Source organism: Streptosporangium sp. G11 (assembly GCF_051192615.1).
Lineage (GTDB): Bacteria > Actinomycetota > Actinomycetes > Streptosporangiales > Streptosporangiaceae > Streptosporangium.
In genome coordinates, this window is sequence record NZ_JBPJUQ010000015.1 from 49155 (window position 1) to 74872 (window position 25718).

General features: G+C 70.2%; 22 protein-coding genes. 10 read left to right on the plus strand and 12 right to left on the minus strand.

Features of this window, described 5'->3' with window-relative positions:
* Positions 1-2: 2 nt before the first annotated feature.
* Positions 3-953: a LysR family transcriptional regulator gene (locus ACSDR0_RS17155; protein ID WP_435289807.1), complete on the minus strand. Its 951-nt coding sequence runs from the start codon at positions 951-953 to the stop codon at positions 3-5.
* Between the two features lie 266 nt (positions 954-1219).
* Between ACSDR0_RS17155 and modA the strand changes: the two genes are divergently transcribed.
* A complete protein-coding gene (modA, locus tag ACSDR0_RS17160; protein ID WP_435289808.1) occupies positions 1220-2011 on the plus strand; it encodes a molybdate ABC transporter substrate-binding protein in 792 nt (263 codons plus the stop codon).
* Between the two features lie 144 nt (positions 2012-2155).
* Here modA and ACSDR0_RS17165 read toward each other — a convergent pair whose 3' ends face one another.
* The gene (locus ACSDR0_RS17165) at positions 2156-3079 is read right to left on the minus strand and encodes a cation diffusion facilitator family transporter (protein ID WP_435289809.1); all 924 of its coding nucleotides are present in this window, start codon (positions 3077-3079) and stop codon (positions 2156-2158) included.
* An 82-nt stretch (positions 3080-3161) separates the two neighbouring features.
* Here ACSDR0_RS17165 and cmtR point away from each other — a divergent pair, with 82 nt between their 5' ends.
* The 4 genes from cmtR to ACSDR0_RS17185 all read left to right on the plus strand — a co-directional run bounded on the left by cmtR (position 3162) and on the right by ACSDR0_RS17185 (position 6734).
* Positions 3162-3494 carry a Cd(II)/Pb(II)-sensing metalloregulatory transcriptional regulator CmtR gene (cmtR, locus tag ACSDR0_RS17170; protein WP_435289810.1) on the plus strand — a complete coding sequence of 111 codons (333 nt, stop codon included), beginning with the start codon at positions 3162-3164 and terminating at the stop codon, positions 3492-3494.
* A 131-nt stretch (positions 3495-3625) separates the two neighbouring features.
* Positions 3626-4081, plus strand: a complete 456-nt coding sequence (locus ACSDR0_RS17175; protein WP_435289811.1) for a hypothetical protein — start codon at positions 3626-3628, stop codon at positions 4079-4081.
* A 158-nt stretch (positions 4082-4239) separates the two neighbouring features.
* Positions 4240-5448 carry a PLP-dependent cysteine synthase family protein gene (locus ACSDR0_RS17180; RefSeq protein ID WP_435289812.1) on the plus strand — a complete coding sequence of 403 codons (1209 nt, stop codon included), beginning with the start codon at positions 4240-4242 and terminating at the stop codon, positions 5446-5448.
* Positions 5445-6734 carry an MFS transporter gene (locus ACSDR0_RS17185; protein WP_435289813.1) on the plus strand — a complete coding sequence of 430 codons (1290 nt, stop codon included), beginning with the start codon at positions 5445-5447 and terminating at the stop codon, positions 6732-6734. Before ACSDR0_RS17180 ends, ACSDR0_RS17185 begins: the two co-directional genes overlap by 4 nt.
* Positions 6735-6852: 118 nt before the next feature.
* On the opposite strand, the gene ACSDR0_RS17190 is transcribed toward ACSDR0_RS17185, so the two are convergent.
* Positions 6853-7578 (minus strand): methyltransferase domain-containing protein, encoded by a 726-nt coding sequence (locus ACSDR0_RS17190; protein ID WP_435289814.1) that lies wholly within the window; start codon positions 7576-7578, stop codon positions 6853-6855.
* A 175-nt stretch (positions 7579-7753) separates the two neighbouring features.
* On the opposite strand from ACSDR0_RS17190, the gene ACSDR0_RS17195 reads away from it, so the two are divergent.
* Positions 7754-8161: a MerR family transcriptional regulator gene (locus ACSDR0_RS17195; RefSeq protein WP_435289815.1), complete on the plus strand. Its 408-nt coding sequence runs from the start codon at positions 7754-7756 to the stop codon at positions 8159-8161.
* Positions 8162-8206: 45 nt separating this feature from the next.
* Here the strand turns inward: ACSDR0_RS17195 and ACSDR0_RS17200 are convergent, their stop codons facing one another.
* The 4 genes from ACSDR0_RS17200 to ACSDR0_RS17215 form a co-directional block, all read right to left on the minus strand.
* On the minus strand, positions 8207-8488 hold the full coding sequence (locus tag ACSDR0_RS17200; RefSeq protein ID WP_435289816.1) for a metal-sensitive transcriptional regulator: 282 nt from the start codon (positions 8486-8488) through the stop codon (positions 8207-8209).
* Positions 8489-8567: 79 nt separating this feature from the next.
* Positions 8568-9236: an isochorismatase family protein gene (locus tag ACSDR0_RS17205; RefSeq protein ID WP_435289817.1), complete on the minus strand. Its 669-nt coding sequence runs from the start codon at positions 9234-9236 to the stop codon at positions 8568-8570.
* Between the two features lie 146 nt (positions 9237-9382).
* Positions 9383-10531 (minus strand): isochorismate synthase DhbC, encoded by a 1149-nt coding sequence (gene dhbC, locus ACSDR0_RS17210; RefSeq protein ID WP_435289818.1) that lies wholly within the window; start codon positions 10529-10531, stop codon positions 9383-9385.
* 83 nt (positions 10532-10614) lie between these two features.
* The gene (locus ACSDR0_RS17215) at positions 10615-11379 is read right to left on the minus strand and encodes a 2,3-dihydro-2,3-dihydroxybenzoate dehydrogenase (RefSeq protein WP_435289819.1); all 765 of its coding nucleotides are present in this window, start codon (positions 11377-11379) and stop codon (positions 10615-10617) included.
* 413 nt (positions 11380-11792) lie between these two features.
* Between ACSDR0_RS17215 and ACSDR0_RS17220 the strand changes: the two genes are divergently transcribed.
* Complete coding sequence (locus ACSDR0_RS17220) at positions 11793-12665, plus strand: hypothetical protein (protein ID WP_435289820.1); 873 nt, start codon at positions 11793-11795, stop codon at positions 12663-12665.
* A 204-nt stretch (positions 12666-12869) separates the two neighbouring features.
* Here the strand turns inward: ACSDR0_RS17220 and ACSDR0_RS17225 are convergent, their stop codons facing one another.
* Complete coding sequence (locus ACSDR0_RS17225; RefSeq protein ID WP_435289821.1) at positions 12870-13790, minus strand: DUF1996 domain-containing protein; 921 nt, start codon at positions 13788-13790, stop codon at positions 12870-12872.
* 96 nt (positions 13791-13886) lie between these two features.
* Positions 13887-15626, minus strand: coding sequence for a discoidin domain-containing protein (locus tag ACSDR0_RS17230; RefSeq protein ID WP_435289822.1), 1740 nt, complete (start codon positions 15624-15626; stop codon positions 13887-13889).
* Positions 15627-16053: 427 nt separating this feature from the next.
* Here ACSDR0_RS17230 and ACSDR0_RS17235 point away from each other — a divergent pair, with 427 nt between their 5' ends.
* Together ACSDR0_RS17235 and ACSDR0_RS17240 are read left to right on the plus strand one after the other, a co-directional pair.
* The gene (locus tag ACSDR0_RS17235) at positions 16054-17049 is read left to right on the plus strand and encodes a LacI family DNA-binding transcriptional regulator (protein ID WP_435289823.1); all 996 of its coding nucleotides are present in this window, start codon (positions 16054-16056) and stop codon (positions 17047-17049) included.
* A gap of 669 nt (positions 17050-17718) precedes the next feature.
* Positions 17719-17964 (plus strand): hypothetical protein, encoded by a 246-nt coding sequence (locus ACSDR0_RS17240; RefSeq protein ID WP_435289824.1) that lies wholly within the window; start codon positions 17719-17721, stop codon positions 17962-17964.
* A gap of 3134 nt (positions 17965-21098) precedes the next feature.
* Here ACSDR0_RS17240 and ACSDR0_RS17245 read toward each other — a convergent pair.
* The 3 genes from ACSDR0_RS17245 to ACSDR0_RS17255 all read right to left on the minus strand — a co-directional run bounded on the left by ACSDR0_RS17245 (position 21099) and on the right by ACSDR0_RS17255 (position 24615).
* Complete coding sequence (locus ACSDR0_RS17245) at positions 21099-21500, minus strand: hypothetical protein (RefSeq protein ID WP_435289825.1); 402 nt, start codon at positions 21498-21500, stop codon at positions 21099-21101.
* Positions 21501-21683: 183 nt separating this feature from the next.
* The gene (gene lysA / locus ACSDR0_RS17250; RefSeq protein WP_435289826.1) at positions 21684-23093 is read right to left on the minus strand and encodes a diaminopimelate decarboxylase; all 1410 of its coding nucleotides are present in this window, start codon (positions 23091-23093) and stop codon (positions 21684-21686) included.
* Between the two features lie 244 nt (positions 23094-23337).
* Positions 23338-24615, minus strand: coding sequence for an aminotransferase class I/II-fold pyridoxal phosphate-dependent enzyme (locus tag ACSDR0_RS17255; protein WP_435289827.1), 1278 nt, complete (start codon positions 24613-24615; stop codon positions 23338-23340).
* Positions 24616-24826: 211 nt separating this feature from the next.
* Between ACSDR0_RS17255 and ACSDR0_RS17260 the strand changes: the two genes are divergently transcribed.
* Positions 24827-25714, plus strand: a complete 888-nt coding sequence (locus ACSDR0_RS17260; RefSeq protein ID WP_435289828.1) for a DUF4429 domain-containing protein — start codon at positions 24827-24829, stop codon at positions 25712-25714.
* Positions 25715-25718: the final 4 nt, after the last annotated feature.

A 25718-nucleotide genomic window follows, 5' to 3' on the forward strand; every position in this document is an offset into this window, starting at 1 on the left:
GTCTATGTGCCGTTTTTCCGTGCGGACGGTCCCGAGAGATAGCCGTGCAGCAGCCGATCGAGGACGGCGCGCATGTCGACGCCGCGGGCGGCGTCGAGAAGGGCACGCGCCAGCACGGGTTCGGGGGTACGGTCGGCGACGACCAGGCCGACCCGGGGTGCCCGCGACGGACTCTCCAGCCGGACCACCCGCATCCCGTCGGGCACGCCGAACATGTGCAGCCAGGCGTGCGCGATCACGCTGGACCAGCGATGGGTGGCGACGTGGGCGTACAGCGCCGAGACGGTGTCGGTCTCGATCGCCGGTACGACGACGGCGCCGGCCTCGGCGAAGATCTCGTCCAGGATGCGCCGGTTGCGCATCTGCGGTGCCAGCAGGCACAACGCCAGCGTGGCCACCTCGGCCCAGCGCACCACGGCACGACCGGCCAGTTCGCCGTCGTCCGGGGTCAGCAGCAGGTAGCGCTCCTCGTACAGCGGCGTCGTCCGCACGTTTCCCAGGCTGTCGCCGTCCAGGTAGGTCATGGCGATGTCGAGATCGAACTCGGCCAGCCGCCGGGTGATCTCGTGCGACGACAGCGATTCCAGCGACACCCGGACGTGGGGGTGGCGTTCGCAGAACGGCGTGGTCAGCAGCGGCGCGACGGTCAGCGCGGTGGGAATGGCCCCCATTCGCAGCGTGCCCGACAGGCTGCCTCGCATCGTCGAGAGGTCGTCGAGCAGCCCGTCGCGCTCGGCGAGGATCCGGTGCGCCCACAGCAGCACGCGCTCCCCCTCGGGGGTGAGACCGGCGAACCGGCGGCCCCGGCGCACGATGGGGACGTCCAGCTCGCGCTCCAGTTTCCGGATCGCCGCTGACAGGGACGGCTGGGAGACGTGGCAGGCGGCGGCGGCGCGGGCGAAGTGCCGCTCGCGGGCCAGCGCGACCAGATACTCCAACTGGCGCAAAAGCACGACACAGCATGCTCCCGCCGCGTACGCCCCGTCTACACCGCTCCGCGACGCGCCTTCACCCGCCGGGCGCCGCCCGGGGGCGCCCGCGCCCTCGGGTCCGTGGCCGGTGCGGAACGTCGACTCGAAGCCGCAGATGCCATGACAGAACAGCAGAAGGTTTCCGTGTTGCCATGGAGACTGCCCGTTGAGGCCTGAATATGCGAAGATGGCGTGATTGGTCACGACGACGTTTCGGGTCCGCTCGGTGAGCCGGTAAGGAGCCCTTGTTGTTCAGGCGTGTTTCCCGGTGGGCCGTCACGGCCCCCCTCGCCCTCACCCTGGCCGCCGCCTTGTCGGGGTGCGGCTCCGGCGGTCCGGCCTCCACCGCCGCCTCTTCCGGGGGTGGGGCCACGACGTTGACGGTGCTGGCCGCCGCGTCGCTGACCGGCACGTTCACCGAGCTGGGCAAGACCTTCGAGGCCGCGCACCCGGGCACGACGGTACGGTTCAACTTCGGCTCCAGCGCCACCTTGGCCCAGCAGATCGTCCAGGGCGCTCCCGGCGACGTCTTCGCCGCCGCCAGCCCCGCCACGATGAAGATCGTCACCGACGCCTCCCTGGCCACCACCCCGGCCGTCTTCGTGCGCAACTCCCTGCAGATCGCCGTCCCGGCCGACAACCCCGCCACGGTCGAGGACCTCGCGGACCTGACCGACCCGAAGGTCAAGGTCGCCCTGTGCGCCGAGCAGGTGCCCTGCGGCGCCGCCGCTACCAAGGCCCTGAACGCCGCCGGGCTCGAAGTCACCCCCGTCACCCTGGAACAGGACGTCAAGGCCACCTTGACCAAGGTCGAACTCGGCGAGGTCGACGCCGCCCTGGTCTACAGGACCGACGTCCTCGCCTCGGGCGGCAAGGTCAAGGGCATCGACTTCCCCGAGGCCGAGAAAGCGATCAACGACTACCCCATCGCGGTCCTGTCCGGCGCACCCGCCCCCCAGGCGGCCCAGCAGTTCGTCGACCTTGTCCTGTCACAACAGGGCAAGGAGATACTGACCAAGGCCGGCTTCCAGACCCCCTGACCGGCCCGCACTCTCCGCGACATCGCCGCGCGCGTGCCCCCGCCCGCACCCTGCGGGTGGAATGCGCTCGGCCCCGCCCGTGCGCGGCGCGGCATCCCAGCGACGTGGCGTCTCAGCGGCGTGGCATCCCAGTGACGCGGCATCTCAGCGGTGCCGGGCGCCCTCGTGGTCGGCGTGGCCCGCGGGCTCCAGCTGCAGCGTGGAGTGCTCGACGTCGAAGTGACCGGCCAGGCACTCGTGCAACCGGTCCAGCACCGGGCCGAAGGAGCCGTCCACCAGGAGGCCGTCCACGACCACGACGTGGGCGGACATGACGGGAAGCCCGGAGGTGATCGTCCAGGCGTGCAGGTCGTGGACGTCGATGACGCCCGGCGTCTCCAGCAGGTGCCTGCGGACCTCCTCCAGGTCGACGCCCCTGGGCACGGCTTCGAGCAGGATCTCCACGGCCTCGCGCAGCAGGCTCCAGCTGCGCGGCACGATCAGCAGGGCGATGACGACGGAGACGATCGGGTCCGCCGTCGTCCAGCCGGTGAGCGCGATGACGATCGCGGCGACGATCACCGCGACCGAGGCCAGCAGGTCACCGAGGACCTCCAGGTAGGCGCCCCGCAGGTTGAGGCTCTCCGCCTGGCCGGGACGCAGCAGCCACAGCCCGATCGCGTTGGCGACCAGGCCGGCCGTGGCCGCGGCGAGCATCACCGTCCCGCCGACCGGCTCGGGATCGGCGAAGCGCCGGACGGCCTCGTACAGGATGTAGAGGCTCAGGGCGAGCAGGACGACCGCGTTGATCGCGGCGGCGAGGATCTCCGCCCGCTGGTAGCCGAAGGTCCGCCGGGCACTGGCCGGCTTGCCGGCCATCCAGACGGCGAACAGCGCCAGCGCGATGCCCGCGGCGTCGGCGGCCATGTGCCCGGCGTCGGCGAGCAGCGCCAGGCTGCCCGACAGTGCCGCGCCGATGACCTCGACGACGAGCACGCCGACGGTCAGCAGCAGCACGACGACCAGGCGACCGGTGTGTGCCGCCGCCGCAGTCGGCCCCATGTGCCCGTGCCCGTGTCCGTGCCCCATGACGCTCCATCCCCGTCGGTACAGTTCCCAGTGTTTATACAGCAACTGCTGTATATACAGCAACTGATGTATTGTGATAACCATGCTCACCGCCGCGACGCGTCTTGACGCGATGGCCCGCCTTGGAAGGGCGCTGGCCGATCCCAACCGCTGCCGGATGCTCATCGCCCTCCTCCAGGGACCCACCTACCCGGCGCGACTGGCCGACGAGCTCGGGCTGACGCGCCAGAACGTGTCCAACCACCTGTCCTGCCTGCGCGGCTGCGGCCTGGTGGTCGCGGTACCCGAAGGGCGCCAGACCCGATACGAGCTGTCCGACCAGCGCCTCGCCCACGCGATCGAGGACCTGCTCCACGTCGTGCTCGCCGTCGACCCCGACCACCGCGATGCCCACGAGGCGGATCCGACGGGATAGCTCTATACCGGTATCACCCAGCTCCACGAGCTCCTAACTGCTCATCTAGTGCTCTTTAATGGCATAAAGTAACCCCTCCGAAGTCGAGTGATGACAGACGGTAATGTACGTTTGTGGTCATGATCGCGTCGATGCGGCGAGTCCCGCAGCGCGGAGGCATCGCCCTCGCGCTAGGGCTGGCCGTGCTCGGCGCCGTCGTGTTGATGCATCTGGCGCTGTGCGTCGTGGCCCCCGCGCACCGGGAACACCTTCACGCACCCGGCCACTGGTCACCGGCCACCGCGAACGCCGGCACGATCGCCGACGCCGCCGGGCGCCTCACCGTGATCGGCGCGGAGACGCCCGCGGACCACGTACCGTGCCCGGCACCGCCCGCCGGTGAGGACCATCACCTGTGCGGCGCGGCGGCCGGAGCGCAGATCACCGGTGCGCGCGCGCCGGTGCCGACCGGCCCGGTCATCGGTGACCCGGTGGCCGCCGAGGAGGCCCCGGCAGCCTCACCGCCGCCCGCGCGGCGTCGCGCGCGACCGGTCCGCCCGCCCCCCGGGGCGGCGTTACTCCTTCTCAAATCCGTTTCCCGCATATAGCCCGCCCCGCGGGCCCGCTCGTCAACGACTCCGCGCTCCTCACGAGCCCCCGGTGGGCTTCTCATGAGCTTCCGGTAGCCCCTTCATGAGCGATACGAGCCGTCGCTCGCGCGTGCCCAGAAGCGAGTTGATCACATCGCATCCAGGGGAAACGAATCATGACATATACGCTTAATTCACCGCAGATCGACGCCACCTCGCTCAGCCAGCTGATCACCGGGGCCACCTGCCACACTCCCGAGCACATGGTCGGCAACACCCCGGTGCTCTGGGTTCCCGAGATCGCCTCGGGGCTGGGACGCGGATTCTGGGCGAAGCTGGAGGGCGGCAACCCCGGCGGGATCAAGGACCGCTCCGCGCTCTACATCGTCGAGCGGGCGCGCGAGCGCGACCTGCTGCGGCCAGGTGCGCCCATCGTGGAATCCACCAGCGGGACCTTCGGGCTGGGCCTCGCGCTGGCCGGCATCGTGCACGGCCACCCGGTGACGCTGGTGACCGACCCGGGCATGGAACCGCTGATGCGCCGGCTGCTGTCGGCCTACGGGGCCCACCTCGTCATCGTCACCGAACCGCACCCGGTGGGCGGCTGGCAGCGGGCCCGCCGGCAGCGCGTGCGGGAGCTGCTCGGCGAGTACCCGGACGCCTACTGCCCGGACCAGTACAACAACCCCGACAACGTCGCCGCCTACGCGGGACTGGCCGTGGAGCTGGCCGGCCAGCTCGGGCGGATCGACGTCCTGGTGTGCAGCGTGGGCACCGGCGGCCACAGCGCCGGCGTCTACCGCGCGCTCCGGCGTTTCTACCCCGACCTGCGGCTCGTCGGCGTCGACACGATCGGCTCGACCATCTTCGGCCAGCCCGCGCGCTCGCGGCTCATGCGCGGCCTGGGCAGCAGCATCCACCCGCGCAACGTGGCGTACGAGGCCTTCGGGGAGGTCCACTGGGTCGCACCCGCGGAGGCGGTCTGGGCCTGCCGGCGCCTGGCCGCGCTGCGGTACGCCACCGGCGGCTGGAGTGTCGGCGCGGTGGCCCTGGTGGCGTCCTGGCTGGCCCGCGCGCTGCCCGGCTACACCCGGATAGCGGCGATCTTCCCCGACGGCCCGCACCGCTACTTCGACACCGTGTTCAACGACGACTACTGCGCGGAACGCGGCCTGCTCGGCGCTCCCCCGGCGACGGACCCCGACGAGATCGCCCATCCGGCCGAGCGCGAGCTGACACGCTGGACGCGATGCGCGACCGTGCTCGACCCGGCCACCTTCTCCGGAGACGGCGTCGCGGGAACGCCCTCGGACACCACGGAGGACGGCGTCCGTGCCGAGGTCACCGCCGTCGAGGAGACGCGCGGGGAAAGGACGCCGCGGTGAGAAGCACCCTGGCCCTGGCACGCTCCTTCGACCGGCCGGTGAAACTGCTGCTGGTCAACCAGCTCACCATCAACATCGGCTTCTTCATGCTGATGCCCTATCTGGCCGGTCACCTGTCGGGAACGCTGGCGCTTCCGGCCGCGCTGGTCGGCCTGGTCCTGGGCATCCGCAACCTCAGTCAGCAGGGCATGTTCCTGGTCGGCGGCACCCTCGCCGACAGGCTCGGTCACAAGCCCATGATCGTCGCGGGGTGCGGGCTGCGCACGGTCGCGTTCCTGCTGCTGGCCGTGGCGGACTCCCTGCCGATGCTGGTGATCGCCTCGGCTCTGACCGGGTTCGCCGGCGCGCTGTTCAATCCCGCCGTACGGGCCTGCCTCGCCCGCGAGGCCGGAGCGAGGAAGGTCGAGGCGTTCGCCGCGTTCAACGCCTTCTCCCAGGTCGGCATCCTGATCGGACCGCTCATCGGCCTGCTGCTCAACGCGGTGGCCTTCAGGCTCGTCTGCCTGGTCGCGGGTGTGATCTTCGCGGCCCTGACGGTCGCCCAGACGCGAACTCTGCCCGCGGGGACCGCTCCGGGGGATGCTTCGGGGAACGGGGGCGGGCGGGGCGTGCTGCCGGCCTGGCGCGGGGTGGTCGGCAACCGGCCGTTCCTGCTGTTCTCCCTGGCCATGATCGGTTCCTACGTGCTGAACTTCCAGGTCTACCTGGGGCTGCCGCTGGAGATCCGGCGGGTGACGGGCGGCGAGCTGGGGGTCACCCTCGTGTTCGCCGTCTCGGCGGTGATGATCATCGTCGGCCAGGCTCGTCTGACGGCGTGGGCGACCAGGCGATGGCGACCGCCGCAGGCCATCGCCCGGGGCCTGGTCCTGATGGGGCTCGCCTTCGCCCCCCTGGCCCTGGCCGCCCCCCGGGCGGGCACCGCCGTCGTGCCGTCCGGCGGCGGTGCCCTGATGCTCGCACTGGTCCCCGTCCTGGGGACGACGGTGCTGCTCAGCCTGGCCACCATGATCATCTATCCGTTCGAGATGGCGACCATCGCCTCCTTCGGCGGCCGGCACATGGTGGGCACGTACTACGGGCTCTACAGCACCCTGGCCGGGATCGGCACCGCCGCGGGCAACCTGCTCACCGGGTGGGCCCTGGACCTGGGCGCGCGAACCGGCCTGCCGAGCCTGCCCTGGCTGCTCCTGGTGCTGATCGGCCTCGGCTGCGCCGCGGCCGTCGCCGCCCTGGATCGGTCGGGACGCCTGGCGACCTCGGCGGAGGACGCTCCGACGACGGCGTGAGACGTCACCCGCCGGTCCTGACGGTCGGCGGGGGCGGGGCCGCCTGTCCGGTCCTGACGGCCGGCGAGGGCGGGGCCGCCTCACCGAGGTGACGGTATCCCGCCGCCCCCGCCGTTCGTCAGGGACGGCGCGCGGCGGCGACGAACAGTGGCACCGCCAGGAGGAGCCGTCCGGTACGCGCGCGCTCGGCCTGTTCCGCCATCCACGTACCGGCGTCCTCCGCGGTGATGGCGCCGGCGTCACGGGCGGCATCGGCGGTCCCCGCGAGCATGGGCAGCACCATCGGGCCGGTGAGGACACCGGTGTGGACCTCCACGGTGACGTCGTCGAATCCGGCGTCCAGCAGGAGGGCGCGATAGGCGCGGGCGGAGCGAGGGGCGGGGATGAGGTCGGCGCGGGCGTGCACGATGGTCCGGGTGAGCGCCGGGATGTCGGAGTCGATGACGAAGGTGTCCCAGTCCTGCCCGATCAGGACGACGCGCCCGTCCGCGGCGAGCACCCGTCGCGCCTCGCCGAGCGCCCCCGAGGGATCGCCGAACTCGTGGTAGAGCTTCTCGGCGCGATACCCGGCCAGTTCCCCGTCCTGGAACGGCAGCTCGCGGGCGTCTCCGACGCGGAGATCCGCGCCGGGCTCGCGCCGGCGACCCTCGGTGATCATCGACTCGCTGAGGTCGACACCGGTAGCCCGCGCGCCGCGCCCGGTCAGCTCCGCGACGGCCAGGCCAGTCCCGCAGCCGACGTCGACCACGGGTGCCCCCGGTGTGAGGTGGAGCAGGTCGTAGGAGCGGGCGCGCATCCGGACGGAATCGGGGAGGGCGTCGAGCGCGTCGAGCAACCGGACCAACCCGGCGACGGCGTCGCCTTCCGGCTTTTCCCCCGCTGCTCGGTCTTCCCGGTTTTCCCGTTTCTCCTGGCCTGCTCGGTCCGCATGGCTCGCATGCTCTTCCCGGCCTGTCTGGTCTGCTCGGTCTGTAGTGGTGTTGTTGGACATGTCATCGAGAATGCGACTTAATGCCGACATGAAGTCAAGCGATGATGGCGCGATGATGAGCATCGGCGAGATCGCCCGTCGGTTCGGCCTGCCCACCCATGTCCTGCGGCACTGGGAGTCCATGGGACTTCTGACCCCCGCCCGCGTCGAGGCCGACCGTCGCCGCTACGACCGTGACCACCTCTGTCGTGTCGCGGTGATCCTGCGCGCCAAGGAAGCCGGGTTCTCCCTCGCCGACATCCGGGAGATGGTCGCCACCGGCGATCCGGAGGCGCGGCGCGACATCCTGCGCCGCAGGCACGCGGACCTGACGCGACGTGTCGCCCAGGCGCGGTCGTCGCTCCACATGATCGAATGCGCTCTTGACTGCGACCACGAGGACTTCACCGGCTGCGCCCACTTCCAGCGCACCCTGGCGGAGAAGATCGGCGTGTGACCGCGCGCGACGGGCTCGGTGACGGCGACGCCCGTCGCGACGGGCTCAGGAGCGGACGAGGCGGGCGATCGCGTCGGACGCCTCCTTGACCTTCTCCTCGGCCTCGGCCCCACCCTTGGCGGTGGCCTCGGCCACGCAGTGGGCCAGGTGCTCCTCCAGCAGGGCCAGCGCGAAGGACTGCAGGGCTCGGTTGGCCGCCGACACCTGGGTGAGGATGTCGATGCAGTATTTGTCCTCCTCGACCATCCGCTGCAAGCCCCGCGTCTGACCCTCGATCCTGCGCAGCCGCCGCAGATGGTCCTGCTTGTTGGCGGTGTATCCGTGCATCTCTCCCCCTCCGCTCGGCCTCCCCACCAAAGAATACCCCCCGATAGTATTTATGGCAGCCTCGCGAACCGGGCCCCGGCTACACGCCGCCGACCACCTCGGCTGACGGCGACACGGACTCCCACCCGCGCAACAGCCCCCGGGTGACGGCCGTGACCGCGCAGCGCTGTGCGGCGTACGTGAGGGCCATGGCGTGGTGTTCCGGGGAGAAGTCGGCGACGGCGTCGGCGACGAGGAACGGCTGGAGGTCCTGCATGAAGGCGTCACAGGCGGTCATGAGGCAGCCGATGTGGGCGTAGACACCGCAGACGATGATCTGGTCTCGTCCCATGGCCTCCATCCGGGCGCGCAGGTCGGTTTTGCGGAAGGCGCTGTAGCGCCACTTGGTGAGCAGGATGCCGGGCTCCACGGGAAGGAGGCTCGCGACGATCTCGCTCTCGTGGAGACCGGGGATGCCCGAGCCCCAGAAGTCCTGGAGCAGGCCGCGCTCGTGTCTGCTCTGGCCGCTGGGCTGCACCGAGTAGACGACGGGAACCCCCAGCCGGGCGCAGGCGTCGCGCAGGAGACCGATATTGGCGATGAGCCCGGTCAGCGGTGAGACACCGGCCGCGAAGGGGGCGAGAAAGTAGTTCTGCATGTCGTGGACCAGCAGGACGGCGCGGCGCGGATCAGGGCGCCAGCTCACCCGGTTCTCGGGAAGATCGTCCTCCCCCGGCAGCGGGTAAGGGGCGATCTGGGGAAGGGCCACGGACACTGTCTCCTTTCCTGAGGTGGCGAATCTTTCCTGAGGTGGCGAACCGTTTCTCGCGCCGGCCGACCGTTTCCCGCGGTGGCGAGTCGTCTCCCGCGGCGAGTCGTCCGCCGTACCGGCAGGTCGCCTCCCGCATCGGTGGGTCAGCGGGCCTGGTCCAGGCCGACAGCGCGGAGCATGGTCTGGAACTTGGCGGTGGTCTCGGCGAGCTCGGTCTCCGGTACCGACCCCGCGACGATCCCCGCGCCCGCGAACAGCCTCAGGGTCTGGTCGGCGATCTCGGCGCAGCGGATGGTCACGACCCACTCGCCGTCGCCCGTCGCATCGCCCCATCCGACCAGGCCGGCGTACAGGCCGCGGTCGAACGACTCGATCTCCTCGATGGCCCGGCGCGCGGCGCCCGCGGGCGTACCGCAGACGGCGGGGGTGGGGTGCAGCATGGTGGCCAGCTCCAGCGACGTGACCGCCGGGTCGTCCAGCACGCCGGTGATCCGGGTCGACAGGTGCCACATGGAGGCGGTGGACAGCAGCGAGGGCCCGGCGGGAACGGACAACTTACGGCAGTACGGGCGCAGTGCCTCCACGATGCTCTCGATCACGAGGGCGTGCTCGCGGAGGTCCTTGTCCGAGGCGAGCAGGGCGCGGGCCCTCTCGCCGTCGACGACGGGGTCAGGGTGGCGGGGCGCGGACCCCGCGAGCGGGTTCGTCGTGATCCGGCGGCCCGAGCGGGAGACGAGCAGTTCGGGGCTGGCCCCCAGGAGGGTGCGGGCCGTGTCGTCGCTGGACGGCAGGTCGACCGCGTACCCGTAGGCCTGCGGGTCGCGCCGGACGAGGTTGCGCAGGATACGGCCGACGTCGACGGGGGCACCCAGGGTGATGTCCAGGGTGCGGGCCAGCACGATCTTCTTGAGCTCTCCGGCGGTCAGTTTGGCCAGCGCCCTCTCCACACCGCGCACGTAGTCGCCGGGGTCGGAGACCGGGCCGAACCCGGTGAACGTCCCCGTGATCCGTTCGGGGGCGGCGGAGGGGCCGGTCGGCGGGCTCGTCCAGCAGACGGCGGCGGGCACCAGCAGGCGCGCGGGCCGGTCGTCGCGGAAGGGAATCGCGCCCACCACGACGGGGTGGGGGTGACCGGAATCCCGCGCGTCACGCAGGGCGGAGGCGACACGACCCCGCAGACTCGTCGTCCCGGAATCGGGGACCTCCTGGAGCACCCCCCTGGCGAGCAGAGTCCGGGTCGGCGAGGTGAAGAAGAAGGTGCCGGGCTCGTAATCCCCCAGAAGATCGGGCATTCGAGACATGGTGAGGGCGTCGTTCGACGACATGGTTAAGAGGTCTCCTGTCAGGAGGGATCCAGGAATGGGAGGGTGCCGCGCTACGACCGGAGCGTGGCGCCCCCGTCGACGTACAGGTCCTGCATGGTGATGTGCCTGGCACGGTCGGAGGCCAGGAAGAGGACCGCGTCCGCGATGTCGGCAGGATCGGCCAGCCTGCCGAGGGGGATGCCCACCCGGAAAGTGGCCGGTGATCCGTCGATGGCCGTCCGGGCGTCGTGGCCGCCGGTCCACAGGGCACGCTGCATGGGGGTGTCGGTGGAGCCGGGCGACACCACGTTGCAGCGGATGCCGTACGGCGCCAGCTCCAGGCCGAGGCACTTGGTGAACTGCGCGGCGGCGGCCTTGGAGGCGGCGTAGGCCGACATGTTCATCCGGGGCACGCCGGCGGCGTTGGAACCCACGGTGACGATCGCCCCGGATCTGCGGGGGATCATCCGGCGGGCGACCGCGCGGGAAAGGTGGAAGACCCCGCCGGTGTTGACGGCGAAGGTGCGTGCCCAGTCGTCGTCGCTGATGGCGACGGCCGGTCCTGAGCAGAGCACTCCGGCGACGTTGACGAGCAGCTCGATCGGGCCGAGATCGGCCTCGACCCGCTCGACCACGTCGTCGACGGCGGCGCTGTCGGTGATCTGGCAGGGGTAGGCGACCGCGACACCGAGGTCGGCGGCGACCCGCTCGACCAGCTCCGCGTTCACGTCGAGCGCGGCGACGCGCGTGCCGGTCGCAGCCAGGGCTCGCGTCACCGCCTCACCGATGCCCTGTGCCGCACCGGTGACCATGGCCACCGCGCCTTCCGTCACCATGTCCTCACCGTCCTCGCCGTCCTCGGCGCCTGTGCGTTCTCGCCGCTCTCGCCACAGTCAGCCTGTGCCGGTAGGCAGGTTAGCCTCATCACTTTGGGTCGCGCAGCAAAAACTTATAGTTACTTTTCACAGATCAGGAGGACATCACGGAGGTTAGTAGGAACACTCCGGACTGCGGGACGCTGTGATACGGGGAGACCTCGGGTGGCGGACAGGCCCCCGGCGGCAGCCCTCCGAAGCGGGGCCGGCTCCCGTGCTCCCGCCCAGTTGAGGGACGAATCACCGCGTTTATGTTTAGTCAACGCCCTGTCAACCGCTATGACTTACCATCGTCCTTCGTGACAAGTCAGGATATTTCTGGGCGACAGACCTATATTCCCTCTGCGCCCCCAGTCGAACCCCCCGCAGAGCCTGTGGAGCCTGTGGAGGAGGAGAACAACAGCGGCGTCCTGGCGATGATCGAGCGCATCGGCTCGGTCGTCGTCCCGATCGGCGTCGCGCTCTACGCCGTCCTCTACCTCGGCGTGGAACAGATGTACGGGGTGTTCAACATCAGCCCGCAGCAGGCGGGGATCGACCAGTCCGTCCTGCTCGGCCGGTTGATGGGGACACTGATCCTGCTCCTGCTGATCGTCCTGCCGCTTCTCGGCCTCGTCGTCGGGCTCGGCTGGCTGGCCGACAAGATGACCCGCGGCGCGATCGGAAGGTCCACGGCGGCCGTACGGCGGCGGCCCTGGGTGGCCGCGCTGATCGCCGCGCTGTGGTGCGGCGCGACCTACTGGGGCCTGCTGGACCTCATGGGCGGGCTCGACCTCGCCGCCATGGTCATCGTGGCGGTGGGACTGGGCGTGCTGACGTTCCTCGTGCCGTTCCGGCTGCTGCGCCGCAAGCCCGTCGGCCGCGCCGGCATGAAGGTGCTCACCGGAGCTCTCACGGGCATCGGCCTGGGGTTCCTGCTGATCCTGCAGATGATCACGGGAGCGGTCGAGGTGCAGGAGACGGGCCAGGCCAACGACCTCCTCCCCTTCGTCGGATTCCAGGACCAGTGGACCGTCATCAAGAACGCCGAGGACGACAAGCCCCTTTATGAGGGCCGGTGGATGATGCTGCTCGGCGAGAGCGAGGGCACGTACGTCTTCTACGACTGCGACAAGCTGGATACCTTCCGGCGCCCGATCGAGACCACCAACCTCGGCAGCATCCAGCTCCAGCCCGAGCGAGAGGCGGGCTACAAGTGCGGCACGCTCGCCGAGCAGGAGGGCGAGGAGCAGGCGAGCGGGAGCTGAGGCCGGCAGGCACGTCCCCGAGGGCGTTCACCGGTTTTCCCGCGACACCCGCCGGCGGCGGGACCCGATGTTCCGGGTCCCGCCGCCGGGGGACGGCACGGGGGATCGGTGCGGAGGTCGGCGGCCCCCGCACCGGTGCCGTCGGAATGAGACGCCGGACCGCACGCCGCTGTCAGGACGGGACGCGAGTCCGGCACTCCGGCGTCAGGACGGGGTACCGTCCGCGCCGCACTTGATGACCGGGCGGATGCAGTCACGCACGCGACGCTCCATCTCGGCCACCGGCCAGGCGTTGAAGAAGTCGCCGTGCATGGTGTATCCGGGACCCGACGCCAACCGGAAGTTGGCCGGGTTCCCGCTCACCGGGTAGCGCAGCACCTGGCGCAGCTTCGGCACCGGCACCGGGTGCGAGGCCGGGCAGGCCTGGCCGACCGGGTAGGCCATGTGGCTCTTGTGGTCGGCCGAGTCCAGGTCCCTGCCGTTCCAGCACTGCGGGAAGTCCAGGTAGGACTCCAGCATGGTGCCCGCCGGGCAGTTCACGAAGTCCTTGGACGGCGGAACGTGACCGGCGTGCAGGCACGACCAGCGGGCGTTGCTGCTCGGGTCGTTGGGGCTGGTCGCCTTGGCGTTGCCCGCGACGATCCGCAGGCCCAGCGGGAGCGACTGGGTCCGGGCGACGATGTCGGCGCGCACACCCTCACCCAGGTAGTAGAACGTGGTGCCGGTCGGCTCCACCGGGGTGTTGCCGTTGTACAGGGTCGGCACCCAGTACGACGACAGGTCGGTGCGCGGGTTGCAGTTGGTGGGGGAGCTCTGCAGGGACGCCAGGGTCGAGTGGGCGTTGGTGGTGGTGCTGCCGAAGAAGCTGTGCATGTGCGACGCGCCGGGCAGCCCCGGGAAGATGATCGGGTCGTCGGGCAGCCGGTGGCTGAACGGGCAGTCGGCGAGGAACTCCGACACCCGTACGACCGCGGCGGACGAACCCCCTGACTGGGCCTTCGACGTCGCGCTTGCCTGGGTGCTTTGGATGACGAGGGACGTTCCCAGAAGCGCCACGATGGCGGCCACCAGGGTCAACGGGCGTAACCGGCGTCGTAGGCGGGCTGGGGAGAGTGCCGGGTGCATGGATGGACTCCTTTTTGGGGGGACTCCGGCCGTTGGTGCTCCGGTTCTGGGGAGGCTCCGGCACGGCTCGGACGAGCCGCGCCGGAGCGGAGGGGATTACTTGTAGACGCGCACGTAGTCGATGACCATCTGCTTGGGGAAGCCGGTGCTGGCGTCCGGCGGGCCGGGCCAGTCACCGCCCACCGCGAGGTTGAGGATGATGTAGAACGGGTGGTCGAAGACCCACGGTCCCCGCGTCGCCTCGACCTGCGCCTTGCTCAGGGTGAAGACCGTCCGGCCGTCCAGGGTGTAGACGATGCCCTTGCTGTCCCAGGTGGCGGCCCAGACGTGGAAGTCGTCCGAGAAGTCCGCGCCGTTGGGCAGCGTGTACGGGGTGCCGATGCCACCGCCGCCGTTGTAGGCGGGAGCGTGGACGGTCGAGTAGGAGGTCTTGACGTCCTTGCCGAGCACCTCGAGGATGTCGATCTCCCCGTTGTACGGCCAGGGCCTGCCGGTGAGGAAGTCGGCGCCCATCATCCAGAACGCCGGCCACAGGCCGTTGCCCTTCGGGACCTTGACGCGGGCCTCGACCTTGCCGTACGTGAAGGTGAACTTGCCGCCGGTGTTGATGCGGCCGGAGGTGTACTGGCAGGGTCCGCCCGGGCAGGACGATCCCGCGGTGGTCTCCTGCCGTGCCGTGATGACGAGGTGGCCGTTGCCGTCCATCGCGGTGTTCTCGGGCTTGTAGTACTCAAGCTCGTTGTTCGGGCCGGTTCCCGGGTCCTGGGTCCACTTGGCCGTGTCGGGCCTGGTGCCCGCGCCACCGTTGAACTCGTCACTCCAGACGAGCGTCGTCGGCGGGTTGGCCGGGTCCGGCGGGAGCGGCGGCGGCGTGATCGGGGCGCCACCGGTGCCCCAGACCTGGAACTCCCACAGCGAGTAGCCGTACGGGGTGGCGCGCTGGGTGCCGTACATGCGCACGTAGCGGCCGGTGCCGTCGACGGTCAGCGTCTGCTTGAAACCGGTGCCGGTGGTCGTGGAGTAGATCGGCGTCCAGGTGGTGTTGTTGTCCGAGACCTGGATCTGGAACGCCCTGGCGTAGGCCGGGTCCCACTGGAGGACGACCTGCTTGATCTGCGCGGTGGCGCCGAGGTCGACGGAGATCCAGCCCGGGTCGACCCAGCCGGTGGTGGAGCTGGTCGCCCAGCGGGAGGCGGGGTCGCGGTCGAACGCCCTGGCCGGGGTGCACTCCCAGCAGTTCCCGTCGCTCTGGGAGGTGGAGGCGGCGCCGGGCTTGCCGTAGGACAGCAGCTTGAGCGCGCCCGGGTCGGGGGTGGGGGTCGGGGTCGGGGTGGGGTCGGTGCCCCCGATGGTCCCGTAGACCTGGAACTCCCAGAGCGAGTAGCCGTACTGGGTGGCTCGCTGCGTGCCGTACACGCGCACGTAGCGGCCGGTGCCGTTGACGGCCAGCGTCTGGTTGCCGCCGGTGCCGGTGGTCGTGGAGTGGATCGGCGTCCAGGTGGTGCCGTTGGGCGAGGTCTGGATCTGGAAGGCCCTGCCGTAGGCGGCCTCCCAGTTCAGCGACACCTGCGTGATGGTCGCGCTGGCGCCGAGGTCGACCTGGATCCACTGCGGGTCGCTGAACCCGCTGGACCAGCGGGTGCCCGCGTTGCCGTCGACGGCCGCGGACGCGGGGAAGGCCACGTTCTCCGAGGAGGAGGCGGTCGCCGTCTTGCCCTGGGAGAGCAGAGCGTCGGCCGCCGCCGCAGGCATGATCGCGAGACAGGACGTGACGAGGGTGACGGCCGCGGCTATCAACAGGGCCATACGGCGGCCGGGACTTCGGGACGAGGGCATCGCGTCTCCTCGGGGGTGGGGGGTGCGTACCGGTAGCGGGTCGGGGAGCGCTCTCTCAACCAGAGATTGCTCTCGTCCGACAGGAGCTGTCAAGTGTCCGTTTAACCAGGATGAAACGGACTACACATGATCTGGCAATCAACCGCACATCCGAGGGAGCGCTCCCGGACAATCGGTTGCATCGTTACAAACGGTTGTGAGCTGGGCCTAAGGAGATCCTTTTCGGGGAGCGCTTTCCCGGATTCCCTCCACGGGTCTTCGCGAGGGAAAATCCGGCTCCATTCGAGGCATTGACAGAAACCCTCCTTCCGGTCACCCTTTGTGAGGGAGCGCTCTCTTCATGATCACCGAGATAAGCTTGGGAAAGGGTGGGACCGCACGTTCAGGACCACCGGACCAACGGCGGTACGAACTGCGGGAGAACCATATGAGACGACCCACCCTGGAGGCTGTCGCCACCCGGGCCGGCGTGTCCAAGTCGACGGTCTCCCGGGTGGTGAACGGCGAACCAACGGTCGCCTCCGACATCCGCGACCTTGTCATGCGGGTGGTGAACGAGCTGGGCTACATCCCCAACCCCGCGGCGCGCAGCCTGGTGACCCGGCGCACCGACTCCATCGCGGTGATCGTCTCCGACCCCCCGGCCGGACTCGTCTCCGACGACCCGATGTTCTCCACGGTCGTGCGCGCGGCCAGCCGCGAGTTCGAGGCGGCGGGCAAGCAGGTCGTGCTCATGCTCGCCGGTTCCGACGACGCCCGCGTGCGGGCCCGGCAGTTCGTGGCCGCCCGCCATGTGGACGGGGTCATGCTCGTGTCGATGCACGGCGCCGACCCCCTGCCCGCAGCGCTCTCCGCGACGGGCGTCCCCCTTGTCTCCCACGGCAGGCCCGCCTCCCGGGTGGACGTGCCATGGGTGGACAACGACAACACCGGCGGGGCCGCCCAGGCGGTGCGGCACCTGCTGGAACGGGGACGGCGCCGGATCGCCACGATCTCCGGGCCGCTGGACATGTCCGCCGCCCAGGACAGGATCGGCGCCTACCGCGAGGTCCTGAGCGAGACCGGACGGCGCTCGATCGTGGCCATCGGCGACTTCACCCGGATCTCCGGAGCCGAGGCCATGGCGCAGCTGCTTGAGGACGACCCCGCGCTGGACGCGGTGTTCGCCGCCAACGACCTGATGGCGATCGGCGCCATGCGGGCGCTGCGCCGGGCGGGCCGGCGGGTGCCCGACGACGTGGCGGTGGTGGGGTACGACGACATAGAGGCGGCCCTCTACACCGATCCCCCGCTCACCACGGTACGCAGCCCCATGGGCGAGCAGGCCGCCGCCTCGGCCCGCCTGCTGCTCGGCCTGCTGAGAGGCGAGCCCGCGACCCCGGTGATCCTCCCGACCCATCTCGTGGTCAGGGAGTCCAGCTAGCCGGAGCCCGGCCGAGGACATGCGGTGCCCGTCCGGTTCCGCCGGCGCGAAAGCACCGGGAGGCATCGGACGGGGGCCCAAAACCGGTGGCTAAAACCACACAGCCCGCACCGCGGACTTTTGTCCGAACAATCATCCCAAAAATCCTTACGGACAATAAGTGGCCCCCATCTCGGATATGCGAACCAGGGGAACGGCCGTCCGTCGAGCACATGCCATGCGAAAATCAAATAATTTGGACATATCCCCGTCATTGACGAATCCGTTTAAACCTCGTTAACGAGGGTTGCGCTTTGCCGTGTCGATCATCGGGTAACTCCTGCTTGCCGCCACTATCGCGGTTTGAGTAATCCGATTCCCTTGAATCACAAAAGACATGGAATGCGATGACTTCTAGCGGCAGAAGACGGACTCACGTTAATTCCGGCAAACGCCCTCGAAACTGGTCTGTCGCGACAACAGCAATCAGCACTATTCTGGCGCTTTCCTGTCAGGCTTCGGCCGACGCCGTCGCCCACATCACGGGAATACCTTTCCTCAGCATGGGGCCCAGCGGCAACGAGACCGCTCCCGTTCGCAGGGCGACCGGCAAATTCGACCATTCGCGCATCCATGTGATCGGGGACCCCAGGCGAAAGGGCTGCAAGTGCCGGAGGAATCGCTGCTGCCGTGACGGGCGGGACGGCCGAGACGGCGAGGACGGGCTGCCGGGAATCGGGCTGCCCGGCCCCTCCGGTCCCGCAGGTCCTCGCGGCCCGGTCGGCCCCGTGGGTCCAGCGGGAGCGGACGGAGCAACCGGACCAGCAGGACCGGCCGGACCAACCGGAGCAGACGGACCAGCGGGACCGGCAGGACCAGCGGGAGCGGACGGAGCAACCGGACCAGCGGGACCAGCAGGACCAGCAGGCGAGGTAGGCCCCATCGGACCAGCAGGACCCACGGGAGCAGACGGCGCGGCAGGACCCGTCGGACCAGCGGGACCAGCGGGACCAGCAGGCGAGGTGGGCCCCATCGGACCAGCGGGACCGGCAGGACCGGCAGGACCGGCAGGACCCGCGGGAGCCATCGGGCCCATCGGACCTGTGGGCCGGCCAGGCCTCATCGGGCCTATGGGCCGACCGGGCCTCATCGGGCCCATGGGCCGACCGGGCCTCATCGGACCGGCAGGACCGGCAGGCGAGGTGGGCCCCATCGGACCAGCAGGACCAGCAGGAGCCGACGGAGCAGACGGACCGGCAGGACCAGCGGGACCGGCCGGCGAGGTGGGCCCCATCGGACCAGCAGGACCAGCAGGAGCCGACGGACCGGCAGGACCAGCAGGACCAGCAGGAGCCGACGGCGAGGTGGGGCCTATCGGCCTGACCGGAGCCCCCGGAGCGACTGGACCCGCGGGCGCGGACGGCGCCCCAGGACCAACTGGACCCGCAGGACCCATCGGACCCGCAGGACCAACCGGCCTGACCGGAGCGACCGGACCCGCGGGGCCGAGCGTCCTGATCACTATGCAGGTCGCAGCGGGAACGCCGACCGCCGTTCCCGTGGGCACGACGGTGACCATTCTCGGCGGTGTATGCCCGGCGGGAACGCTCGCCGTCGGCGGAGAATGGAGTGGCAGCGCCCTGGGGGTCGACGTGACGGACTCCGAGTCGGTGGTCGGCAACCGATGGAGCGCCACATTCGCCAATGGCGGAGCGCTCGTGCCGACCGTGACGGTCTCCAGCTCGTGTGTGGGACCTGCCTAAAGGCTCGTGTTCTCCGCGTGGCGCATGATCCGGTTCTCCGTACGAGAGCGTGCGAGGATTCTCTCGGGCGGTGTGAGCGAGCTCGGTGGCTCACGTTGACGGATCGGCCGAGACGGCGGGATGTCGTCCGGATACCGGATGGCTGTAGCCGTATCACGCCATCACCAATAGGCGGCGAGACCCTCGACGGAAACCACGATCGACGATGATCACCCCGTCGGGGGTCTCGTCTTCCGTTCACCCGCGGTGCGCCGGACCGGCCTGCCCTTTCCCTGTCCGGCGGCCGTCCCGCCCGGTCCCGGTTCGGCGGTCGCCCGGAAAGATGATCGCCGGAAACAGGCTCGGGGGCTTGCCGCGAGGTTCTCTCACTCCGACTCGCGGCAAGACCCCCGGGCAGCCGGAAATCCGACCGGCCCCAACAGCGCGGAAAGCAGTGAGGAACGTCGGATCCGGATCGGAGAATCGCCGGCGAAACCGCGCCGCTCTCACCGCGGATCACGATCGGCGAATCACACCAAAATTCTCGCGACGCTCACGAACTCCACATTCCGGCCATTAATCACAGGGCAGGAAACCTCTGGAACACATGGTTTTCAAGCTCAACAACTTGGACACATTCCCGTCGTTGACGAATCCGTTTAAACCTTGTTAACGGGGGTTGCGCTTTGCCGTGTCGATCATCGGGTAACTCCTGCTTGCCGCCACCGTCGCGGTTCAAGCAATCCGATTCCCCGGAATCACAAAAGACATGGAATGCGATGACTTCTAGCGGTAGAAGACGGGCTCAAATTATTAATTCCGGCAAACGTGCTCGAAACTGGTCCGTCGCGACAACAGCAATCGGTGCCGTCCTGGCACTTTCCTGCCAGACGCCGGCCGGCGCCGTAACCGACACCACAGAAATCGTTCTCCTCAACATGCGAGACGCCGGTGTCGAGACCGTTCCGGTTCGGAGAGCGACCGACGCGCGAGACGATGCGCGTGCCTCCCTGATGAGAACCCTCAGGCGGGAGTGCAAGTGCCGGGGGCAGCAGAACTGCGTATGCGACCGTGGCCGTCCCGGCAAGAACAACCGTGGCGGCGGGAAGGGCGGCGGCGGCCGCGACAGCGGAAAGAACCCGTCGAGCCTCGGACTGCCGCCGGATTCCGCGACCTCGGCGGCCCCCGCCAAAACCGACCTTCCAAACGACTCGCTCGGCCCCCTCGATCCGGCGAAGCCCGCGGGGCCCGAAAAACCGGCAGGGCCGGTAGGCGCCATGGGCGTGCCAGGTCCGGCCGGACCAACGGGAGCGACAGGGGCGAAGGGTGACACCGGCGCTCCCGGCGCGCCGGGAGCGCCGGGCCCGGCAGGCGCGAAAGGACCCGCGGGTGCGACGGGCGCCACCGGCCCGGTAGGACCGATGGGTCCGGCCGGACCCATCGGCCCGACGGGCGCCGACGGACTCACGGGACCGATCGGGCCTGCCGGGCCCGCGGGAGCAACGGGCCCCGAAGGACCGGTAGGACCGATCGGACCGGAGGGACCGGCAGGACCCATCGGCCCCCAGGGACCCGCCGGTGCCGCCGGGCCCGCGGGCGCGGACGGCGCGCCGGGACCCGCCGGCCCCGCGGGCGAACCGGGCACCACCGGACCGATGGGACCGACCGGCGCCACGGGAGCCCCGGGCGAACCGGGCGAACCCGGCCCGGAGGGACCCGCCGGGCCCGCGGGCCCGGCGGCGCCGATGTCCGCCGTGTCCGTGTCGTACCTGCTTCACGAACCGATCACCACGTCGGTCCGCAACAACGGGACGACACAACTCCGCGACCCGCGGACGACTCCGCGCTGGCACGACCTTTCGAGGATCCCCGGTCATCCGGCCGACGTGGTGGACGTGGCGACAACGGTCCTCCAGGAGGGCGCCCTTCCGTACCTTCACCTCTCGGTTCAGAATTCGGCCGGCCAGGTCGCCTGGACGAAGTGCCTTCTCGGGCGACCGGCTCCGGTGACGGGAGGCTTCTTCGCTCCCGGATCGCCTCTCGGGCCTCCCGCGTACCCGGCGAACTGCGACAAGTTCACCAACGACACACCGCCGATCTAAGCTTCTTCAGAGCCTGACCGGATACAGGAAATGCCGTGCCCGGCACCAGCCGGGCACGGCATTCGCCATATCGAACCCCTCGAACGCGCGTGGTCACCCATGCCCCGCCCGGCCGGATGGGCCAAATAAACCGAATGATCCGGATGAGCCAAGCGAGCCGAACGAACCGGATGGGTAGTGTCCCCGACTCGACAATCTCCCGTTCCCGCTCGGGCCGTGAGGCGCGTCAGTTCCGGACGAGGACCAGCCGCGAGGGGTCTTCTCCGGGCAGCGGGACGTGGAGGCGGCGCCTGGCGACGATCGCCCGATACGCGGCGGCGCACGCGTTCGCGCCCAGCGCGACGACGACGAACAGGCCGAGGCGGAGCAGGTCGGGCCTGCCGAAGCTGAGCTCTCCGGCACCGTTGACCAGGAATCCGGTACCGAAGAACCATGCCATGACGGCCGTCGCCAGCGCGACCCCGGCGCGGACCCCGCAGGCGGCGTAGGCGCACACGGCGATCACCATGATCAGTACGCGGCCGGTGACCTCCGCCGAGGCGAGGAGCAGAGAGGCGGTCGCGGCCGTGGCGACAACGGTGACGAACCCTCCGGCGAGCGAGAATCCCACCGGTTCGGATCCGAACATCGCAAACACTCCTTTCGCAAAGCAGACATTCGTTGCGGAACAGACATTTGCCGGGGAACAGACCTCTGCCCCTCCATGAAATCCCGGGAAACGCCCGCAAGCCAATGTCGATATGTTTTCTTCACCCTTTCCCTACGTTCATTTACGCCACTCCTCGCCCACCGCCACCCCCGGGTGCGATCCCTACAGGCCCACGTCGCGGCGCATCAGGTCCTGTTCCACTTCCCTGCGGACGAGCAGCCTCGCCCGGCCGTCGCGCACGGCGACGACCGGAGGCCGGCCCATGAGGTTGTAGGCCGAGGCCATCGAGTGGTGGTAGGCCCCGGTGGCCGCCAGCGCGATGAGGTCACCCGGTCGCAGGTCGGCGGGGAGCGGAACGTCCTCCGCGATCGTGTCGCCCGTCTCGCAGTGGTGGCCGACGACCGTGAACGAGCGCGGCCCCTCGCGGGAGACGCGTCCGGCGAGCCGTACGGTGTAGCGGGCCCCGTACAGGGCCGGGCGGGGATTGTCGCTCATCCCGCCGTCGACGGCGACGAACGTCCGCGAGCCCCCGCGCTTGACCGCGACGACACGGTAGAGCGTGGTCCCGGCGGTACCGGCGATCGCCCGGCCCGGCTCCACGATGAGCCGGGGCATCGGCAGGCCGAATCCGGCGGCCCGCTCCGTGATCGCGGTGACGACCGCGTCCGCGAAACGCTCCAGGCCGAGGCCCTCCGTCCCCGGCAGATAGGCGATGCCGTGCCCGCCGCCCAGATCGAGCTCGGGCAGGATCACGCGGTGGGTGTCGCGGATCCCGGCCATCTCCCCGACCAGGATCCTGGCCGCCCGCTCGTACGGCTCGACGCCGTCGATCTGCGAGCCCAGGTGGCAGTGGAGCCCGACCAGTTCCAGCCGGGGCTGGCGCAGCACTCTGGACACGGCGTCCCCCGCCGCACCGCTCACGATGGACAGGCCGAACTTCTGGTCCTCGCCCGCGGTACGGATCTTGGGGTGGGCGCCCGCCTCGATGTCGGGCGTCACCCGGACCAGGACCTTCTGGCGCCGGTCGATCGGGACCAGCGCGGCGAGCCTGTTGATCTCGCCGACGTTGTCGATCACGATCCTGCCGACGCCCTCGTCCACCGCCCTGCGCAGCTCGGCCGGTGTCTTCGCGTTGCCGTGCATGATGACGCGCCTCGCGGGGAACCCGACGGACCTGGCCACCGCCAGCTCGCCCGCCGAGCAGACGTCGAGGCTCATCCCCTCGTCCCGCATCCAGTCGGCCATCGCGCGGCAGAGGAACGCCTTGGCCGCGTACGCGATCTCGGCGCCCGGGAGCGCGGCCCGGTAGGCACGGCAGCGCAGCCGCACGTCCGTCTCGTCGACCACGTAGCTGGGGGTGCCGAACCGGTGGGCGATCTCGGTGAGGGACACCCCGCCGATCGTGACGTCTCCGGTGGCCGTGACGCGCGTGGTCGCCGACCACGGGGCACCGGCGGCCTCGCCGGGTGCGGTCGCTCCCCGCCCGGGAGAACCGATGGAAGGGGCCGGAATCCCGGGACCCGGGCGGACGGGTAGCGGCAACGGGGTTTCACTCGCGTGCGAGACGCCCATGCTTCCTCCTGCTTGCGTCGCCCGGCGGGATGGCCGGACACAGGGGACGCTAGGACGGCGAAGGGCGGAACGAGCGGTTCTGGACGGGACCCTGACGCTCCTCCGCCCTACCCTGACACCTCCTTGACGGCCGGACACGAAGCGTGAGATCCGCACCGCGGAACGTCCCCCGGCGCGGAGAGGCGCCGGGGGACGCGCGGGACCTCCGGTGACGGGCCGATGAGCCGATGGGCCGACGGGACACCTAGCGGGCGTCGGCCAGGAGCTTCTCGGTGGCGACGAGGCGCACGCAGGTGGCGAGACCGGAGATGGCCGGCTCCACCTCGGCCGGCTCGGGGTAGGTGGGGGCGATGCGGATGGTGCTGTCGCGGGGGTCCGTCGCGTACGGGTGGGTGGCGCCCGCGGGGGTCAGGGCGATGCCCGCCTCTCCCGCCCGCCTGACCACCTCCCGCGCGCATCCCTCCAGCACGTCGAGGCTGACGAAGTATCCGCCCAGGGGAGTGGACCAGGTCGCCAGGCCGGTGCCGCCCAGCTCCTTCGTGAGGATCGTCTCGACCGCGTCGAACTTCGGCCGGAGCAGCTCCCGGTGGCGGCGCATGTGCTCGGCCAGGCCGTTCTCGTCGCGGAGGAACTCGACGTGACGAAGATGGTTGATCTTGTCGGGGCCGATGGTGCGCTTGGCGGTGTACCCGAGCAACCAGGCCACGTTGGTCGGGGACGACCCGAAGAAGGAGACACCGGAACCGGCGAAGGTGATCTTCGAGGTGGAGCCGAAGACGAAGACGCGGTCGGGGTTGCCGTACTCGGCGCACAGTGCCAGGACGTCGGCGATCTCCACGGGCGTGTCGGTCAGGTGGTGCACGGCGTAGGCGTTGTCCCAGAAGATCCGGAAGTCCGGGGCGGCGGCCGGCATGGCGGCCAGGCGTCGAACCGTCTCGTCACCGTAGGAGACACCGCTGGGGTTGCTGTACTTGGGCACGCACCAGATGCCCTTGACCTGGGGGTCTTCGAGCACGAGACGCTCGACCACGTCCATGTCCGGCCCCTCGGCGTTCATCGGCACGGGGATCAGCTCGATGCCGAACCGCTCGCACAGGGCGAAGTGGCGGTCGTACCCGGGAACCGGGCACAGGAACGCGACCCGCGGCTCGTCGGCCCAGCGGCGCTCGGCGCCGGGCAGCGTCCCGAGCAGGGCGTGGACGATCGAGTCGTGCATCAGCGAGAGGCTGGAGTTGCCCGCGGCGACGAGCTGCGCGGCGGGCACCTGCAGCGGGCCGCTGAAGATCTCCCTGAGCTCCGCGAGGCCCTGGAGCCCGCCGTAGTTGCGGCCGTCGGTGCCGTCCGCGGCGGTGTGACCGCCGGGCAGGTCCAGCAGCGCCTCGGAGAGGTCGAGCTGCCGCGCCGACGGCTTGCCCCGCGTCAGGTCGAGGGACAGGCCGCGCCGGACGAGCGCGTCGTAGTCACGCCGGGCGGCGTCTCGCTGGGCGATCAGCTCGTCGATGGTCAGGGCCGGAGAGGTCACGGGAGTTCCTTCGCCTGCTGGTGATCGGCTCCGGAGACGGCCGGCTGGTAAGACGGTGGAGGAGCGGCTCCGAAGGTGCCTGGGTCAACTCCGAAGGATAGAAGACCGCTGCGCCCGATCGGAAGCGGGACCGTTCGCGACGCACCGGTCCGAGGCGATTCGGCCGCTCGATCACGCGCGTCACGCGGCCGTCCCACCATACGATCGCCGTATGGCGGAGGTCATGGCGCGTGACGGAACCTGGACGTTCGACGGCGAGATCCTGCGGATCGTGCCCGGCCGCGACCGGAGTGTGAAGAAGCTGCGGCAGCTGCTGGGCGAGATGCGGGTGCCGCTGGAGGCGGTGGCCGGCATCGCCTACGAGCCCGGCAAGAAGGGCGGCAGGCTGCGGCTGCGCCTGCGGGAGGGCGCCGACCCGTTCAACCAGGCGGCACGGGGGCGGATCGCCGACGCCGCCGACCCCTACCAGCTGGTCGTCGACGCCGACCGCACCGGCGCCGCCGAGTATTTCGTCGACGAGGTACGCAACGCGCTGGTGATCGAGCAGGTGCCGGACGGCCCATCGGAGCGCTACCTCATGCCGGGCCCGGCACTGCCCGTGGTGGTCCCGGCGGGCGACGGCACGGCGACGTTCGACGGCGAGTCGATCCGCCTCGAATGGAACTGGGCCACGGAGGAGGGCAAGAAGTCCGCCGGTCCCCAGCGGCTCGCGCTGAAGGACCTGAACGGCGTGGAGTGGTTCCCGACCGCGGGCCTGGAGAACGGCTATCTCCGTTTCCACGTGAAGGGCGCGGCACCGCACAAGCTCGCTCCCAAGCACGACCCGAGCTGCCTGGTCCTGTGGGGTTTCGACAAGGAGACCCGCACGACGGCGCTGCTCGTCGCCACGGTCCTCGCCAGGCTGCCGCACCCCTCGGACGCCCGCCTGCCCCCCGCCGTCGAGCCCCCGGTGGTCGAGGCCCCCGCCGCGCCCGCTGGCGGCGACGACCCCGACTCGCTCCTGCGCCGCCTGCGCGAGCTCGGCGACCTGCACAAGGACGGCATCCTCACCGACGAGGAGTTCACCACCGCCAAGCAGGCGCTGCTCCGCCGCTTCTGAGCGA